This window comes from Intrasporangium sp., assembly GCF_035280925.1.
In the GTDB taxonomy this organism is placed as follows: domain Bacteria; phylum Actinomycetota; class Actinomycetes; order Actinomycetales; family Dermatophilaceae; genus Intrasporangium.
Map to the genome: position 1 here is coordinate 26,595 of NZ_DATEEY010000080.1, position 15,703 is coordinate 42,297.

A 15,703-nucleotide genomic window follows, 5' to 3' on the forward strand; every position below is an offset into this window, starting at 1 on the left:
ATAGGTCTGGAACAGCCTAGTTGAGAGGAAGCCTGGAATGCTCGGCGACGTAGACCCGGAGCGTGACCGCGATGGTTCGCGCGCGCCGGAGGACCTCGCCGCCGCAGCGCCCGATCCGGAGCCCGCGACACGACTGCGGCTGGGCTGGCGATTCGTCGTCCCACTCGTCACAGCGGGCGCGGGCATCATGTTCGCGATGAGCTTCCAGGCGGCGCAGGGCGACGACCTGCGCGCGGACCGGGACCTGCCGTCCCTCATCGTCGAGGGCGACTCCCGCAACGAGGCGAAGGCGAAGGAGCTCGACGCCCTCCTCCAGGAGGTCGAGGCACTCACCACGGCCAACGGTCCGAAGGACACCAGGCTGGAGGCCCTGAACGGCCAGGCCGAGCGCGTTGCGGCTACTGCTGCGGCGACCAAGGTCGAGGGTCCCGTCGTCGAGGTTGTCCTCGACGACTCCGACCGCCGGCTCGACTCACTTCCGGACCGGTTCACGCCCGACGACATCGTGGTCCACCAGCAGGACGTCCAGGCGGTGGTCAACGCACTCTGGGCATCCGGGGCCGAGGCGATGATGATCCAGGACCAGCGCGTCATCTCGACCAGCGCCGTCCGGTGTGTCGGCAACACGCTCATCCTCCAGGGCAGGGTCTATGCGCCGCCGTATCGGATCCAGGCCATCGGCCCGGTCGACTCCATGCTGCGGGGCCTGGACGCCGACCCGACGATCCAGACCTATCTCGACTACGTCCAGGCGGTTGGACTGGGCTGGCAGGTCAACACCAACCCGTCGGTCGAGTTCCCGGCCTACTCGGGATCGGTCGACCTTGCCCACGCCACGCCGATCCGCTGACCAACACTGACCAACACTGACCGGCACTGACCAAACACCGACCAACACCGACCAGAGAGCCCCGATGCCTCGCCTGACCACCCCACGTCTGCTCGTTGTCGACAACTACGACAGCTTCGTCTACACCATCGTCGGGTACCTCGAGCAGCTCGGCGCCGAGTGCCGGGTGGTGCGCAATGACGCAGTCGAGGCTTCGGCGGCGCCGACCTACGACGGCGTGCTCGTCTCTCCCGGGCCCGGCACTCCCGAGGAGGCTGGCGTCTCGATGGCGATCATCGAGGAGTGCGCCCGGACCCGGACCCCGATGTTCGGCGTGTGCCTCGGTCACCAGGCACTCGGTGTCGTCTTCGGCGCCACCGTCGACCGGGCGCCGGAGCTGCTCCATGGCAAGACCTCGCTCGTCCACCATGACGGCACCGGGGTGCTCCAGGGGCTGCCGACCCCCTTCACCGCCACCCGCTACCACTCGCTGACGATCGACCCAGCGACGTTGACCGATGAGCTGATCTCAACGGGACGTACCGACACCGGAGTCATCATGGCGGTCCGCCACCGGGAACTACCCCTGCACGGCGTCCAGTTCCACCCGGAGAGCGTGCTGACCGAGGGCGGGCACCGGATGCTGGCGAACTTCCTCGCAGAGTGCGGTGACGCCGGCGCCGTCGAGCGCTCGGCTGGCCTGAGCCCTCTGGTCACCGCCGCGGTCTGACCGGTTCGAGGTATCCATCGACTCCTGGTCGTCGCTGGATACCTCGAACCCGGCCTGCGTGCGGCTCAGTCCCCGTCGCCCCCATCGCCCGGCGGTTCGGTCGTCGTCGTCGTCGCGGTCGTCGTCGGCTGCTGGATGACGGTCGTCGTCTCGATGACGGTCGTCGTCGTCGGTTCCGGCGCGGGCGCCGTGGCGACCTCGACCTCGATCTCGCTGCCCACGTCGACCCGCTTGCCCTCCTTCTCCACGGAGATGACGGTCCCTGAGGGCTCCTCCGACTCGACGTCCACGCGCTTCGGGTTGAGTCCCGCCCGGGCGAGCTCGTTGGACACGAGGGACCAGTCCCGTCCGACCTGACCCTCTGGCACCTGGACCTTCCCGCTGGCCACGACGACGGTGATCCTCGTATCGGGGGCGTGCGCGGTTCCGATCGCCGGGTCCGTCTCGATGACCTTGTCCTTGCCCGTCTCCGGGTCGTCGCGCTCCTCGAACGCGATGTTGGCGAAGCCCGCCTGCTTCAGGCGCTCCTCGGCATCCTTCCGGTCGAAGTTGCGGATGTCCGGGATGGCGACGCTGCCGGGACCGGTCGAGACCGTGTAGCGCACGACCGACCCCTCATTGACCTCGAGGCCCGGTTCCGGGCTCTGCTCGAAGACCTTGCCGGACTCCATCTCGTTGGGCGCCTCGCTGCGCTCCCCCTGGAGCTTGTACGTCTGGAGGGCGCGCGCGACAGCGGCTTCGTCCATGCCGCGCAGGTCGGGCACGGACGTCTTCACCACGGGTGGGTCCTGGTTGCTGAACAACGTCACCGCGCCCCACCCGGCGAGACCGAGCAGGGCCAGCACGAGAAGGGAGATGAGCACGGCCCGCCCGGCTCCGCCACGCTTCTCGTCCTCGACGTCCAAGTCGTGTCCGACCGCTGGGAGCCCGGCAGTGTTCTCGTAGCGCTCGCGGCGCGAGGTGATGACCGGCTGGACCGCCGTCGGCGTGCCCGCAGCGGAGTAGGGCGTCGGCATGGTCTGGGTGGCCGCGGCACCCACCGCGATCCCGGCCCCGAGCGCAGCAGCGCTGATCGGACGGCCGAGACGGACGTTCTCGAGATCCTCGCCGAAGGACTCCGCGTCCTGGTAGCGGGCGTTCCGGTCCTTCGCCAGCGCGTGCAGGGTCACTGCGTCGAGGTCGCCGCCGACCGCGGGGTTGTAGACGCTGGGTGGCTGGGGTGTCTCGCCGACGTGCTGGTAGGCGATCGCGACGGGTGAGTCGCCCTGGAAGGGAGGCCGACCGGCCAGCAGCTCGAAGAGCAGGCACCCGGTCGAGTAGAGGTCGCTGCGCGCGTCGACCGTCTGGCCCTGGGCCTGCTCGGGCGAGAGGTACTGCGCGGTGCCCACGACGGACTGGGTCTGCGTCATCGTCGCCGCCGTGTCCGCGATGGCCCGGGCGATGCCGAAGTCCATGACCTTGACGTGACCGTTCGAGGTGATCATGACGTTGGCCGGCTTGATGTCGCGGTGGACGATGCCCATCCGGTGGCTGTAGGCGAGCGCGTCGAGGATGCCCTCGGTGATCCAGATTGCCTCGGATGGCTCCAGCTGCTCGTGCGCTGCCAGCTTCTGGCGCAGGGTCTGCCCGTCGACGTACTCCATGACGATGTAGGGCAGGGTCGTGTGGGTGCCGCCCGGCCCCTCGACGACGCTGTCGTCCTCCCCGGAGTCGAAGATCGCAACGATGGCCGGATGGTTCAGCCCGGCGGCCGACTGCGCCTCGCGCCGGAAGCGCATGAGGAAGTTGGCGTCACGTGCGAGGTCGGATCGCAGCATCTTGATCGCCACCTGTCGCCCGAGCCGGGTGTCGTGGCCCAGGTGGACGTCGGCCATGCCGCCCCGTCCGATGAGCTCACCGACCTCGTAGCGTCCCCCCAGGACGCGGGGTGTGGTCGTCACGGCTTCTGCCTCTCGTTCGTGCCCTGCTTCGTCATTTGTTGTTGCCCTTCCCCCTGCCGAGTCCCTTGCCGGGAAGGGTCCGTGTCTCGGTCGGGGTCGCCGTCGTCGATGGCTCCGACTCCGCCGTCACGGCGACCGCATCCGTCTCAGCGGGTCTCGACCCAGTGGGCTTCGACGCACCAGCTGTCGACGCATCGGTCGTGGGCGTGGCGTTCGGTGTCGCGGGCTGCGTGGCCGTGCCGACGTGAACGGGGGTGGTGAGTTGCGGCTGGGTCGTGGCCGCGGTCGGCTCCTCACTGCCAAGGAGCGAGCCGAGGGCGAAGGCGCCCCACAGGAGCAGCGCGACGAGCGGCACGGCGAGCCACCCGACCGAAGGCCTGCGGCGCGAGTCCGTATGCCGCTGAGCTCGCTTCCGCAGGTCTGCCCGCGTCATGCTCGGGGCTGGGTCCACCGCGGCAGACGCAGCACTGTCGGCGGCTGGGTCGGTGCCGGCCGCGGGGTCGGGGCCGGACGCCGGAACGGGCGGGAGTGACCGAGTGGGGGACGGCTGGGAGGAGACCGGCGCCGGGAGCGAGCTCAGCGGCATACCTCCAAGTGGTTCGAGGAGCGCGTCGGCGAGGGCTCGCGCGTCGGCGGGGCGCTCGTCGGGGGACTTCGCCAGGCACGCCTCGACGACGGACTTCAGGTCGTCCGGCACGGTGGGCGGCAACGGTGGCGGCTCCTCGCTGACCTGGGCCACCGCGGTGGCGACCGGCGTGCCGGCGTCGAACGGCTTGGACCCGGTGAGCATCTCATGCGCGATGACCCCGAGCGCGTAGAGGTCGCTCGCCTCGGTCGCGGTCTCCCCGAGGGCCTGCTCCGGGCTGAGGTACTCCGGGGTGCCGAGCACCTCGCCGGTGAGCGTGTGGCCCTTGCCGTGCGCCGGACGCGCGATGCCGAAGTCGGTCAGCTTCGCCTGGCCGTCCGGTGTGACGATGATGTTGGCCGGCTTGACGTCCCGGTGGACCACCCCGGACTCGTGCGCGGCAGCGAGGGCCAGCGCTGCCTGACCCGCGATGGAGCGGACCACGTCCGGCTCGAGGCCGTCGCCGCCGTTCGTCTCGATGAGGGTCGAGAGCGGCTCGCCGGGCACGAGCTCCATGACGAGGTAGGGGGCGTCGTGGTTGTCGCCGTAGTCGAAGACCGCCGCGATGTTGGGGTGGTGCAGGGCGGCGCTGTGCCGGGCCTCGTCGCGGAACCGGTCTCGGTAACCGTCGTCGGACGACGCGCGGATGAGCTTGACCGCGACGTCGCGTCCGAGGACATCGTCCGTCGCCGCCCAGACCTCGCCCATCCCGCCGGAGGCAATGGGCGAGACGAGTCGGTAGCGGGCGCCGAGGACCTGACCGCTGCGGTAGGTCAGCAGGGCCGTGCTCATCGGCTGCTCATCGGCTGCTCATCGGCTGCTCATCGGTTGATCACCGCTTCCATGACGTCCTTCGCGATCGGGGCTGCGACCCGTGCGCCACCCACCTCGTTGCCCGTCACGCCGCTCTCCTCGACGATGACGGCCACGGCGACCTGCGGGTCGTCGGCCGGGGCGAAGCTGATGAACCACGCGTGCGGGTTCTTCTCGAGATCGTGCTGGGCCGTGCCGGTCTTGCCGCCCACCGCGACCCCGTCGATCTGGGCGCGACGCCCGCTGCCGTTGTCGACGACGGAGACCATCATCTGCTTGAGGATGTCGGCCGTCCGGGGTGAGACCGCCTGCGAGAGCTCCTCGGGGTCGGGCGCGGACTCGATGACGTCGAGGTCAGCGGTGCGGACCGACTGGATCAGGTAGGGAGTCATGACGCGGCCCTGGTTCGCGATGCCCCCGGCGATCATGGCCATCTGGAGCGGTGTCGTGCGCACCTCGTACTGGCCGATGGCCGACTGGGCCGACTGGGGCGCGTTGATCTCGGCGGGCATGGTGCTCGGCGAGACGCGCATGGGGATCTGGAGCGAGTCCCCGAAGCCGAACTTGGCGGCCTGCGCGCGCAGCTGCTCGCCGCCCAGCTCGAGGCCGAGCGAGCCGAAGGCGGTGTTGCACGAGATCTCGAGGGCGTGGATGAGCGTCGTCCTGTCGTCCGGACCGCAGGCCCGGCCATCCTCGTTGGGCAGGTTGGTCTTGGTCAACGGCAGGTCCAGCTCCGCTGGTCCGGGCACCTCGGAGTTCTCGTCCTCGAGCAGGCCCTGCTCGAGGGCAGCCGCGGCCGTGACGACCTTGAAGACGGAGCCCGGCGGGTAGAGGTCACCGGTGATGCCGCGGTTGACGAAGGGCTTGGCCTTGTCGTTCGACAGCTTCTTCCAGGCCGCCTCGGACTTCGCCAGGTCGTGGCTCGAGAGCGGGTTGGGGTCGTACTGCGGGTGGCTCACCATGGCGAGGATGGCTCCGGTGCGGGGATCGAGGGCGACGACCGCCCCACGGTTCTTGCCGAGTCCGTCCGAGGCCGCCTGCTGGGCCTTGGCGTTCAGGGTCAGCTCGATGGTCGCACCGACCGTGTCGCGCCCGGTGAGCAGGTCGGTGACCCGGCGGACGAAGAGCCGGTCGGCCTTGCCGGACAGCAGGTCGTCGGCGGCGTTCTCGAGGCCGAAGGGGTTGCCGATGGAGTAGGCGTAGAAGCCGGTGATCTGGGAGTAGAGCCGGCCCTGCGGATAGGTGCGCAACCAGGCGAACTGGTCGTCGACCGGCACCGACTTGGCGATGGCCTGACCCTCGACGAGGATCGAGCCCCGCTCGCGGGAGTAGTTGTCGAGCAGGGTGCGCTTGTTGGCGGCCATGACGTTCAGCGTCTGCGCCTGGGCGAACTGGATGATGGTCGAGGCGACGAGCAGCGCGCCGAAGAGGGCGGCGATGAGCACCGAGAGCCGGCGGATCGGGGTGTTCACAGCTTCACCACCTGGGTGGCCTCGGCGGCAGCCGGGTCGGGATCGACACCGACGGGCAGCGCCGGCACGGGCCGTCTGGCCTGGTCGGAGATGCGCAGGAGCAGGGACATGATGATCCAGTTGGCGAGGAGGGACGACCCGCCGAGCGACAGGAAGGGGGTGGTGAGGCCGGTGAGCGGGATGACCCGGGTGACGCCACCGATGACGATGAACAGCTGGAACGCCACCGAGAAGGTCAGGCCGATCGCGAGCAGCTTGCCGAAGCCGTCCCGGACCCCGAGCGCGGTGCGGATGCCGCGCTGGACGAAGACCAGGTAGAGCAGCAGGATGGCGACCGAGCCGAACAGGCCCAGCTCCTCGGCGAGGCTGCTGAAGATGAAGTCGCTCTCGGCGAAGGACGTGAGCCAGGGCCGGCCCCCGCCGAGGCCGGTGCCGGTCAGACCTCCGGCCGCCATGCCCCAGAGGCCGTTGGCGAGCTGGTTCGAGCGCTCGAGGTTGTCCGGGGAGAAGGGCTCGAGCCAGAGGTCGACGCGCTTCTGGAAGTGGGCGAACGCGGACAGGGCGAACGCGACGGCGACGCCGAAGAGGAGCAGCCCGATGGCGATCCAGGAGACCCGTTCCGTCGCGACGTAGAGCATCGCGACGAAGACCCCGAAGAACAGCAGCGCCGACCCGAGGTCCTTCTCGAAGACGAGGATGAGCAGCGCGAGCACCCACGCGACGAGGATGGGACCGAGGTCGCGGCCGCGCGGAAAGGTGAAGCCGAGGATTCGCTTGCCCGCGAGGCTGAGGACGTCCCGGGTCTGGACGAGATAGCCCGCGAAGAAGATGGCGAGGGCGATCTTGGCGAACTCGCCCGGCTGGAAGCTGTACGGCCCGACGGCGATCCAGATCCGGGAGCCGTTGACCTCGCGGCCGATGCCCGGCATGAGGGGGAGCAGCAGCAGGATGAAGCCCACGGCAAGCGACACGTAGGTGTAGCGACGGAGCAGCCGGTGGTCGGGGAGCGCCCAGATGACCGCCACGGTGAGCGCGACGGCCAGGGTCGTCCAGATGATCTGCTGGTTCGCGCTGCCGTCGGCGCCGAGACGACCGGCGGCGAGGTCGAGGCGGTGGATCATGACGAGCCCGAGTCCGTTGAGGGCCGTGGTGATCGGCAGGAGCACCGGGTCCGCGTAGGGCGCTTTCCACCGCAGCACCAGGTGGACGATCACCGCGAGGACGACGAGACCACCGGCCACGGGGATGATGTTCGCGGGAACGGTGCCGTTGCGGTTGAGGTCGACGGTCACCCAGGCGAGCAGGACGATCGCGATCGCGACGACGAGCAGGACGAGCTCGACCCCGCGCCGGGTCCGTGGGGTGAGTGGCTCGACCGTGGTCCTCATCGCGCCACCCCCGTCGCCGCCGGGCCGGGAGCCGTGGCCGGAACGGTGGTCGGTGCCGTGGCGGGCGCGGTGGCGGGCGCGGTGGCGGGCGGGGTGCTGGTGGGGGCCGTGGGAATGGTGGGCGGGGTCGTGGGCGTCGCGACGGGCGTGCTGCCACACGGCACTCCGGAGGCGGCAAGGGCGCGGCATCTGACCGCCTCGGCACGGAGGCGGTCCACCTTGGCACGCGCGTCGGCAAGGTCAGCCGCCGGGATGGTCCGCGAGACCGACCCCTGGACGTCGACGGGGAGCTCGGACACGGTGACGTCGCTTCGTGCCTCGAGTCCCGACAGGCCGACAGGGCCGATGTCACTGGCGACGCCGCGGAAGATCGCCACGTGCCCCTCATCTGCCGCGACGAAGAACTGCTGCTGCGACCACGACCACGCCGCGTACCCGCCGCCGACGAGGATGACGAGCACGACGAGACCGAGGACGCCACGACGCAGGCGCTTCGAGCGGAGCGAGCGTCTGGGGTCGTCGGCGAGCTCCGGGATCTCGTCCCGCTTGTCCTTGTCGCGCCCGCGGCCCGTCGCCTCACGGGACAGGGCCGCCGCCTTCTCGGCCGGCGTCGTCGGGATCGCCCTGGTCTTGTCCCGCAGGCTTCGTGCCGCCGCACCCACCACCTGGGGCACCGTGGTGGGCAGGTCGCCGCCATCCGGGTCGACGACGTCGGCGACGATGACCGTCACGTTGTCCCGAGTGTGCGCCTTGAGCGCGACCTCGACGCACCGGTCCGCCGCCTCCTCGGGCGTCGCGGCCGCGACGAGGATCTCCTCGATGACGTCGGCGCCGACGAAGTCGGACAGACCATCGGAGCAGAGCAGGAACCGGTCCCCGACCCTGGCTTCGCGCAGTGACGTATCGGGATCGTCGTCGGGCTGGCCGGTCATGACCCTGGTCACCACCGAGCGCTGCGGGTGGCTGCCCGCCTCCTCCTTCGAGATGCGGCCCTCGTCGACGAGCTGCTGGACGAAGGAGTGGTCCTTGGTGATCTGGCTGAAGGTGCCGTCCCGGAGCATGAAGGCCCGGGAGTCCCCGATGTGGGCCATGGCGATCTTGGTGCCCGTGCGCAGCATGACGATCGTCGTCGACCCCATGCCGGCCAGGTCGGAGTTCTCGCGCATGGCCTTGGTCATCTTCGTGTTGGCCGAACGGAGTGCGCGCTCGAGCAGCGGGATCGCCTGGTCGGCGCCGACGTCCTCGTCGTCGAGCGGGGCAAGCTCCCCCACGATCATCGAGCTCGCCACGTCACCTGCGGCGTGACCACCCATGCCATCCGCGAGGACGAGCAGGTTCGGGCCGGCGTATCCGGAGTCCTCGTTGCGGGACTTGGGGCCGAGTCCCAGGTCGGAGCGCGCGGCATAGCGCAGTGCGATGGCCATGGCTCAGACCCGGAACTCGAGGACGGTCTTGCCGATGCGCAGGGTGGTGCCCACCTCGACCGGCTGTGGCGAGGTGAGCTTCTCCCGCCCGATGAAGGTGCCGTTGGTCGAACCGAGATCCTCGACGAGCCAACCCTCCGGCCCAGACGTGTCCTGGTAGATCCGGCAGTGACGTCCGGATGCATAGTCGTCATCGAGGACCAGCGCGCACTCCGGGTTGCGGCCGATGAGGATCGCCTGCCCCCGCAGCGGCAGGGACGTGCCAGTCAAGGGGCCCTCCGTCACGACGAGCACGTGAGGCACCCGCTTCGAACGCCCTCGCCCGAACCGCGCGCGAGCCGGCGCCGGCACGGGCGCCGGGGCAGGAGCGCGCTTGTCCTCCTTGGCGGCGCGGCGCTGCTGCCGCTCCTGCTCGCGCACGGCCTTGCGCTGGGATCGGCGCGACACCGACGTCCCGTACAGATCGGTCCGAAGTACACCGACGACGCTGAAGATGAAGATCCACAGCAGCGCAAGGAGCCCCAGCCGCAGCAGGGTCAGGGTCAGTTCGCTCATCCGGCTCCAGTCATCGCGAGCAGCGCCTCATCGGCGGCCCGCCCGAAACGTCGCCGACGTCCGGCCGAGCGTGAGCCGGTCGCCGTCCTCGAGACGCTGGCTGGTGATGCGCTCGCCGTTGACGAAGGTCCCGTTCGTCGAGTTCAAGTCGCGGATCGACGTGACGAGGTGCGGCCCGTCAGTCGTCACCCGGATCTCGCTGTGGCGACGGGAGACGCCGGGGTCGTCGACGACGATGTCGACGGACTCGTCCCTGCCGAGGGTCGTCAGGCTGCCCAGGAGCGGATACCGGTCGCCGTTGATGTCCAGCCACGGCCGGGCAGAGGGGTTGACGCGCCCCGGCCGGGCCGGGGGCTGCTCGTCGACCGCGGTGCCGTCAGGCGTCTGGTGACGGTATGCGGCGTGCTGCGGTGGAGCCTCTGAGCCGGCCGAGCCGGCCCGCTTCGCCGTCGCCGGCCGGACGCGGAACACGCCCGTCTCCAGGCCCTCGCCCTCGATGAGCACGACCTCGAGGGGGCCGCCGGGCTGGTAGCCCTGGGAGTCGGCGTGTTCCTGTGCTGCCGCGACGAGGTCGTCGGAGAGCTCGTCCTCGTAGTCGCCGAGCCGCTCGAAGTCCGTCGAGCTGAGCTCGATCGTGTACAGGTTGGGCACCATGGCTCTCCCGTGCCCGAGGAGTGCGGCCCGGTCGTCCATCGCCCTCCGGATGGCCGAGGCGATCTCCACGGGCTGGACCTCGGACTTGAAGGCCCTGGCGAAGGCGCCGTGGACAGCCCTGGCGAGCCCGTGCTCCACCCGGTTGATGATTCCCACGCCGTCTCCTTCTCTTCCCGCCTGCGCTCTCCGGGCGTCTCATCGTAACCGGCAAGCACGGACGACGCCCCATCCGGAGATCGCTCCCAGTCCTCCATGGCAGGCGGGCGGGAGGTCGCGCTCCGGTGCTCGTCTGGTAACGATTGGGTTTGCCGTGGCGCCGAAGCATGGGACTATCGACGCGCGTGTCTGCACGGGCACGTGCATGTGCTAGGCCAGCTAGGAGTGCTCGATGAGCAACGAAGACGGCGGCAAGGTCGAGGATCAGGGGATCCCCGGCTACTCCGCAAACAACACCATTCCGGGTGGGTTCACCCTGCCACTCCCCACGGCAACCAACTCGATCGACCCCGAGCCGGAGGTCGAGGAGACCGCTGACCCCTGGTCGTCGACGTGGGACGACACGTCCTGGCAGCTGCCCGACTCGGACTCGAGCGAGAGTCTGTACTCCTCCCAGGAGCTGTCGCAGTACGCGAGTGGCGGTAGCGCATCCGGCTCCGACTGGAGCGACTCCTATGACCACGGTGGGGCGCCGGCTGGCGAGACCGGTGGTGTGGAGACACGCACCGGCTGGGACGCCTGGGAGCCGTCGGGGGCGATGGGCTACGACCCCGACACCGGCCACTGGTCCGACCTCCAGCACAACGCCGAGACCGACGCCCGGTCGACCGAGGAGTACTCCGGCTGGGTCCCCGCCGGTTCTGACCGAACGAACGGCGCGCACTACACGGGTGACCACTCGGCCGCCGAGCGCGCGTACGCGGCGAGGCCGCCGGTCGACCCCGACGTGGCGGCAGCGGCAGCCGAGCGGGGGCTGGATCCCAGCTCGGCGGCATACGGCGCTCCTGTTGCGCATTCCGGCTCCGACCGGCCGAGCGCCGACGACCTCATCACGGTCCGTTCCAAGGGGGAGCGGCAGAAGCTCAAGGCGAACTCCGGGCTGCGGCGCGCGTTCGGGATGGGGCCGGGGCTCAAGGAGCTGCTCGAGCGGGAGCGCATCGACCGGATCGCACGGCCGCTGTCGGGTCGCAAGACGATCATGGTCATCAACACCAAGGGCGGTGGCGGCAAGACCCTCGTCACCCTCATGCTCGCCAGCTACCTCGGGCGGTACCGGTCGGGGTCGGTGCTGGCCTGGGACAACAACGAGACCGAGGGCACGCTCGGCATGCGAGCGCCGTCGCAGAGCCACCACCGCACCGTCATCGACCTGCTGGGTGCGCTGCCCCAGATCGCGGCCGACCCCAACGCCGGCACGTCCGAGCTCGAGCACTGGGTGCGTGAGCAGCGCGGGCTGTCCTTCGACGTGCTCGCATCCGCGGACGACGACGAGGCGATGCGGGTCATCGGCGAGCAGGAGTTCGAGGACCTGCACACGCAGCTGTCGCGGTTCTACCGCATGATCGTCATCGACACCGGCAACAACCGGTTGTCCCCGAACTGGCTGGCGGCCGCGTCGCACGCCGATCTGCTCGTGTTCGCCACGTCACTCAAGGACGACACGTCCGTCGTCGCGGCCAAGAACCTCGACGCGCTCGTGGCCATGGGCCGGGGCGACCTGGTCAAGAACGCCGTCTGCGTCATCTCGCACACCACCGCCAAGGGCAACGACGTCGGTGCCGGTGTCCACACCCGTGAGCACTTCGAGCAATGGGTGCGTGCCGTCGTCGACATCCCCTACGACCCGGCGCTCACGCCCGGCCTGCACCTCGACCCGCTCAAGATCAGCAGGAAGACGCACGACTCCTGCATGGAGATGGCGGCGGTCGTCGTCGACGGTCTCTGACTGAACCCCGGTTCGAGGTGGAAGTTCGCTCTCGAGAGCGAGTAGGGACCTCGACCCACCGTTCACTCCGGCAGCGCAGGGCCGGTTTTGCGATCGGCCGGGACATGCAGCACACTGTCTGCTTGTCACGCGCGAGTGGCGGAACGGCAGACGCGCTGTCTTCAGGTGGCAGTGTCCTTATGGGCGTGGGGGTTCAAATCCCCCCTCGCGCACGCGTGCAGCGAATCCCCGAAACTCCCGGCCAGAGAGATCTGGCGGGGAGTTTCGTCGTTTCGGGCTGACCGGCCCGGTGCGCTGTAGCGTGTCGGTCATGCCTGGCTTCCGGGACCGCACGTGAACAAGCCGCGCATCTTCCTCGGCTCGTCGGGCCAGCAGGCCAAGCTGCTGCAGGCGATCACGCGTGGGCTCGAGGACGTTGCCGACGTCGAGCCCTGGACGACCACGTTCAACCCCGGCCGCTCCACCCTCGACCGCCTGGTGGAGCTGGCTCACGAGGTCGATTTCGCCGCATTCGTCTTCGCGCAGGACGACTGGACGATGACGGAGGCTCACCCGACCGGCCAGGCGTCGCCGCGGGACAACGTGGTGTTCGAGGCGGGGCTCTTCGGGGGTGCGCTCGGGATCCGGCGCACGTTCATCATCCACGCCAACGGGTCGAAGCTGCCGAGCGACCTGCTCGGTCTGACCTCCGTTCGCTACGACCCGGCCACCACCCCGACGGTGGTCCGTGGCATCAACGAGAAGCTGCGCAAGGCCATCGCGAGCGAGGGCCGCCGGGGCCCGGTCGAAGGACTGTGGTGGCAGCTCTCGCTCACCGCGAGGAGCGAAGCCGAGCCGTCGGCAGTGAGCCTCCTGCGCATCTGGCGTGACCGGGATGGTGGTCTGAACGTGACCGGGCGGGCATGGCAGGAGGACGGCACCCTGTCGGCCCGCTACTGGAGCGAGGCCGCGAAGGAGCGGCGGGACCCCGCCGGCATCATCTACTTCTGGAAGGGCGAGCGCCCTCGTCACCCGGATGCACCGCAGCTCGAGGGCACCGGCGAGATCAGGCTGGAGACGGTCGACCGCGCAACCGGCTACTGGACGACGCGGTCGGATCGCGACGCCGGGCTGAACGCCCGAACAGCGGGCATCTACCTGCGAGCGGACCCGGCCGACCTCCAGCTGCTCGACGGGGGGAGCGAGGAGGATCGGGCCCGGCTCATCGCGCAGCGTCTGCGCGAGTGGAAGTCCGCCGCGAACTGGTGAGGGCCGTTGCCGCGGGTCGGCTCCCGTTGCGACGCGTGCGGACCCGCTGCTGCTCCAACGGGTCATCCGGGGCCGGCACCGCCATCTTCGGACCAAGGGCCCAGGGAGGACGTCGTGTCCGCATCAGCGGGTGTGCCTCACCGAGCCCGCGGCGGCCTGGCCTGGGACGACAGCGCGTGTTCGTCTGGCCGGACGTCGGGCGCACGACAGCTGCCGGAAAAGGCGGGACAGGACCAGACTCATCGGGGGATAGTTGAGCCGGACACCGCTCCAAGCGCAGCCACCTCGGGCGTGGGACCGGATCCTCCCCAACGTGATGGTCCGCGTCCAACGGTGATCACTGCGGACGGTGCCGACACGACCGGCGGCCGCCTCGGCTCCCTCCATGCCGAGCCAGCTCCCACCAGGTCGCCGGTTGCGTTGGACGGGCTCACGATCCGCGGGAACAAGGATCGTGAGCCCGTTCCACACCGCAGGCGGTGCAGCGATCCACGCCGCTAGGCGTGGCTGGCCTGATGCGCAGGTAGCAGGCCTGCGTGATCGGTCAGCTCGAGCACCAGGACGACGGCGATCGAGCCCATGAAGACCGCCAGGAGCACCTCAGCGAACGCCGTCTCGGCCAACACGACGGCGAGGATGCCCAAGGCCATCGCCACGAGGGCAACGACGTTCTCCCACAGGCCGACCCGGTCATGGGCGTTGCCGCTCCTGAAGATCAGGTAGGCGGCGGCGCCGAGGACCAGGCCGATTGCCGCCATGCCGCGTGGGTCCTGCACGAAGGGCATCTCCCCGTTGATGAGGTAGCCGATGTATGGCACCGCAATCGCAACGACAAGGAGAGTTGCCAGCAGGTCTCGGAGTCTCAGTTTCATCTTCTCCCCTCCTCTCCATTGCCACGGTCCGCTTTGTGGATGGGTCGCAAAAGGGCCGAACGTCCCGATCTCGACCCGGTGGGCTGGGCCCCCACGTGCCCCGGGGTCCCGGCTCAGCGGCATACGGCATGGTCGTATGCCGCTGAGCTCCCTCCCCGTCACGGGCACGTCCGCGCGCGGCGCGGTCGCCGGCCCCCCGGCCGCACACCAGGCCTAGGCTGGAGGCGTGGCTTCCCTGCCGCTCTTCCCCCTCGGCACCGTGCTCCTGCCCGGCGCACGCCTGCCCTTGCAGGTGTTCGAGCCCCGATATGTGGCGCTCCTGCGCGACCTCATCGAAGCGCAGGAGGAGCGCCCTCCCGTCTTCGGCATCATCGCGATCCGTGAGGGTAACGAGGTGGGTGACGGCGCGGTCCGAGCGCTCCATCCTGTCGGCTGCGCTGCGCTGCTGACACATGTGGCGGTCCTGGGCGGTCAGCGGTTCTTCGTCATCGTGCAGGGGACCAACCGGTTCCGCGTCGGCGAGATCGACCCACGTGCGGGGACGCCCTATGCAACCGCGCACGTGCACTGGCTCGACGAGCATGATGGGGATGCGGCGGCCATCGAGCCCTTGGCCGAGCGGGTCCGAGCGGAGCTCAAGGCGTGCCAAGAGGTCACGGGGGATGACGAGCAGGAGATACCCGGCGGCGCCCGGGCCCTGTCCTACGCCGTGCCACTCGTCGTCTCGCTCGATCTTGCTGACCGCCAGCGCCTTCTCGAATCGCCGGACACGGAGTCGAGGCTGCGGCTGGGCCTCGAGCTGGCCCACCGCGAACGAGAGCTCGCGACGGCACTCGGCAGCGCGCTGGAGGCCCCAGGCTCGCCGTTCGACCTCAACTAGGAGAACCAGCGCCTCACCCGCGCGGGTTCTTCGGTTCGTGTCGCCCACCTCGCTGCGAGATACCGGGCGATGAGGTCGGGGACGATATCGTGACCGCTCCTCGGCGTCGTCTGTGCGAACTCACTGGAGGGCGGAGAGAACCTCGGTCGCCACGACCCAGGTGGCTGCGGCGCAGACGATGGCAAAGCTGAGGTTCCACACGACGCGCGGCACGTGGGTGAGTGACGCCAGGACTCCGGGGTCGCTCGATCGGTCGGAAGTCCGCGCCACGGCAGCCACGTGCCGCCAGGCGCCGATCACGAGAACGATTCCCGTGCCGGCGAGCACCTGC

14 protein-coding genes and 1 tRNA gene are annotated in these 15,703 nt (G+C 69.8%); 6 read left to right on the top strand and 9 right to left on the bottom strand.

Annotation, left to right across the window (positions count from 1 at the left end; translation table 11 throughout):
• Positions 1-37: 37 nt before the first annotated feature.
• Positions 38-850 carry a DUF881 domain-containing protein gene (locus tag VJN29_RS08700; RefSeq protein ID WP_324143234.1) on the top strand — a complete coding sequence of 271 codons (813 nt, stop codon included), beginning with the start codon at positions 38-40 and terminating at the stop codon, positions 848-850.
• Positions 851-914: 64 nt separating this feature from the next.
• A complete protein-coding gene (locus VJN29_RS08705) occupies positions 915-1,559 on the top strand; it encodes an aminodeoxychorismate/anthranilate synthase component II (RefSeq protein WP_324143235.1) in 645 nt (214 codons plus the stop codon).
• A gap of 65 nt (positions 1,560-1,624) precedes the next feature.
• Here VJN29_RS08705 and pknB read toward each other — a convergent pair whose 3' ends face one another.
• From pknB to VJN29_RS08740, 7 genes are read right to left on the bottom strand one after another with little or no spacing between them, the layout of a single operon-like run.
• Complete coding sequence (gene pknB / locus VJN29_RS08710; RefSeq protein ID WP_324143236.1) at positions 1,625-3,499, bottom strand: Stk1 family PASTA domain-containing Ser/Thr kinase; 1,875 nt, start codon at positions 3,497-3,499, stop codon at positions 1,625-1,627.
• A 31-nt stretch (positions 3,500-3,530) separates the two neighbouring features.
• Positions 3,531-4,916: a serine/threonine-protein kinase gene (locus VJN29_RS08715; protein WP_324143237.1), complete on the bottom strand. Its 1,386-nt coding sequence runs from the start codon at positions 4,914-4,916 to the stop codon at positions 3,531-3,533.
• Between the two features lie 29 nt (positions 4,917-4,945).
• On the bottom strand, positions 4,946-6,409 hold the full coding sequence (locus tag VJN29_RS08720) for a peptidoglycan D,D-transpeptidase FtsI family protein (protein ID WP_324143238.1): 1,464 nt from the start codon (positions 6,407-6,409) through the stop codon (positions 4,946-4,948).
• A complete protein-coding gene (locus VJN29_RS08725) occupies positions 6,406-7,797 on the bottom strand; it encodes an FtsW/RodA/SpoVE family cell cycle protein (RefSeq protein WP_324143239.1) in 1,392 nt (463 codons plus the stop codon). The genes VJN29_RS08720 and VJN29_RS08725 overlap by 4 nt, the downstream gene beginning before the upstream one ends.
• Entirely contained in the window at positions 7,794-9,221 is a 1,428-nt protein-coding gene (locus VJN29_RS08730) for a PP2C family protein-serine/threonine phosphatase (RefSeq protein WP_324143240.1), read from the bottom strand. The genes VJN29_RS08725 and VJN29_RS08730 overlap by 4 nt, the downstream gene beginning before the upstream one ends.
• A gap of 3 nt (positions 9,222-9,224) precedes the next feature.
• Complete coding sequence (locus tag VJN29_RS08735) at positions 9,225-9,776, bottom strand: FHA domain-containing protein FhaB/FipA (protein WP_324143241.1); 552 nt, start codon at positions 9,774-9,776, stop codon at positions 9,225-9,227.
• Positions 9,777-9,803: 27 nt separating this feature from the next.
• Positions 9,804-10,586, bottom strand: a complete 783-nt coding sequence (locus tag VJN29_RS08740; RefSeq protein ID WP_324143242.1) for a DUF3662 and FHA domain-containing protein — start codon at positions 10,584-10,586, stop codon at positions 9,804-9,806.
• A gap of 232 nt (positions 10,587-10,818) precedes the next feature.
• Between VJN29_RS08740 and VJN29_RS08745 the strand changes: the two genes are divergently transcribed.
• The 3 genes from VJN29_RS08745 (at position 10,819) to VJN29_RS08755 (ending at position 13,620) form a co-directional block, all read left to right on the top strand.
• Complete coding sequence (locus tag VJN29_RS08745; protein ID WP_324143243.1) at positions 10,819-12,372, top strand: hypothetical protein; 1,554 nt, start codon at positions 10,819-10,821, stop codon at positions 12,370-12,372.
• A gap of 129 nt (positions 12,373-12,501) precedes the next feature.
• Positions 12,502-12,584, top strand: a tRNA-Leu gene (locus VJN29_RS08750).
• A gap of 121 nt (positions 12,585-12,705) precedes the next feature.
• Positions 12,706-13,620, top strand: a complete 915-nt coding sequence (locus VJN29_RS08755) for a nucleotide-binding protein (protein ID WP_324143244.1) — start codon at positions 12,706-12,708, stop codon at positions 13,618-13,620.
• Positions 13,621-14,117: 497 nt separating this feature from the next.
• On the opposite strand, the gene VJN29_RS08760 is transcribed toward VJN29_RS08755, so the two are convergent.
• Entirely contained in the window at positions 14,118-14,492 is a 375-nt protein-coding gene (locus VJN29_RS08760) for a hypothetical protein (protein ID WP_324143245.1), read from the bottom strand.
• Between the two features lie 226 nt (positions 14,493-14,718).
• On the opposite strand from VJN29_RS08760, the gene VJN29_RS08765 reads away from it, so the two are divergent.
• Complete coding sequence (locus VJN29_RS08765; protein ID WP_324143246.1) at positions 14,719-15,372, top strand: LON peptidase substrate-binding domain-containing protein; 654 nt, start codon at positions 14,719-14,721, stop codon at positions 15,370-15,372.
• 120 nt (positions 15,373-15,492) lie between these two features.
• Here the strand turns inward: VJN29_RS08765 and VJN29_RS08770 are convergent.
• A partial coding sequence (locus tag VJN29_RS08770) for a M50 family metallopeptidase (RefSeq protein WP_324143247.1) occupies positions 15,493-15,703 on the bottom strand: 211 nt, incomplete at its 5' end.

Coding starts and splice junctions, on each gene's coding strand:
- VJN29_RS08760 (WP_324143245.1), bottom strand. CDS start 14,492: ATGAAACTGAGACTCCGAGACCTGCTGGCAACTCTCCTTGTCGTTGCG.
- VJN29_RS08705 (WP_324143235.1), top strand. CDS start 915: ATGCCTCGCCTGACCACCCCACGTCTGCTCGTTGTCGACAACTACGAC.
- VJN29_RS08715 (WP_324143237.1), bottom strand. CDS start 4,916: ATGAGCACGGCCCTGCTGACCTACCGCAGCGGTCAGGTCCTCGGCGCC.
- VJN29_RS08745 (WP_324143243.1), top strand. CDS start 10,819: ATGAGCAACGAAGACGGCGGCAAGGTCGAGGATCAGGGGATCCCCGGC.
- VJN29_RS08700 (WP_324143234.1), top strand. CDS start 38: ATGCTCGGCGACGTAGACCCGGAGCGTGACCGCGATGGTTCGCGCGCG.
- VJN29_RS08725 (WP_324143239.1), bottom strand. CDS start 7,797: ATGAGGACCACGGTCGAGCCACTCACCCCACGGACCCGGCGCGGGGTC.
- VJN29_RS08730 (WP_324143240.1), bottom strand. CDS start 9,221: ATGGCCATCGCACTGCGCTATGCCGCGCGCTCCGACCTGGGACTCGGC.
- VJN29_RS08735 (WP_324143241.1), bottom strand. CDS start 9,776: ATGAGCGAACTGACCCTGACCCTGCTGCGGCTGGGGCTCCTTGCGCTG.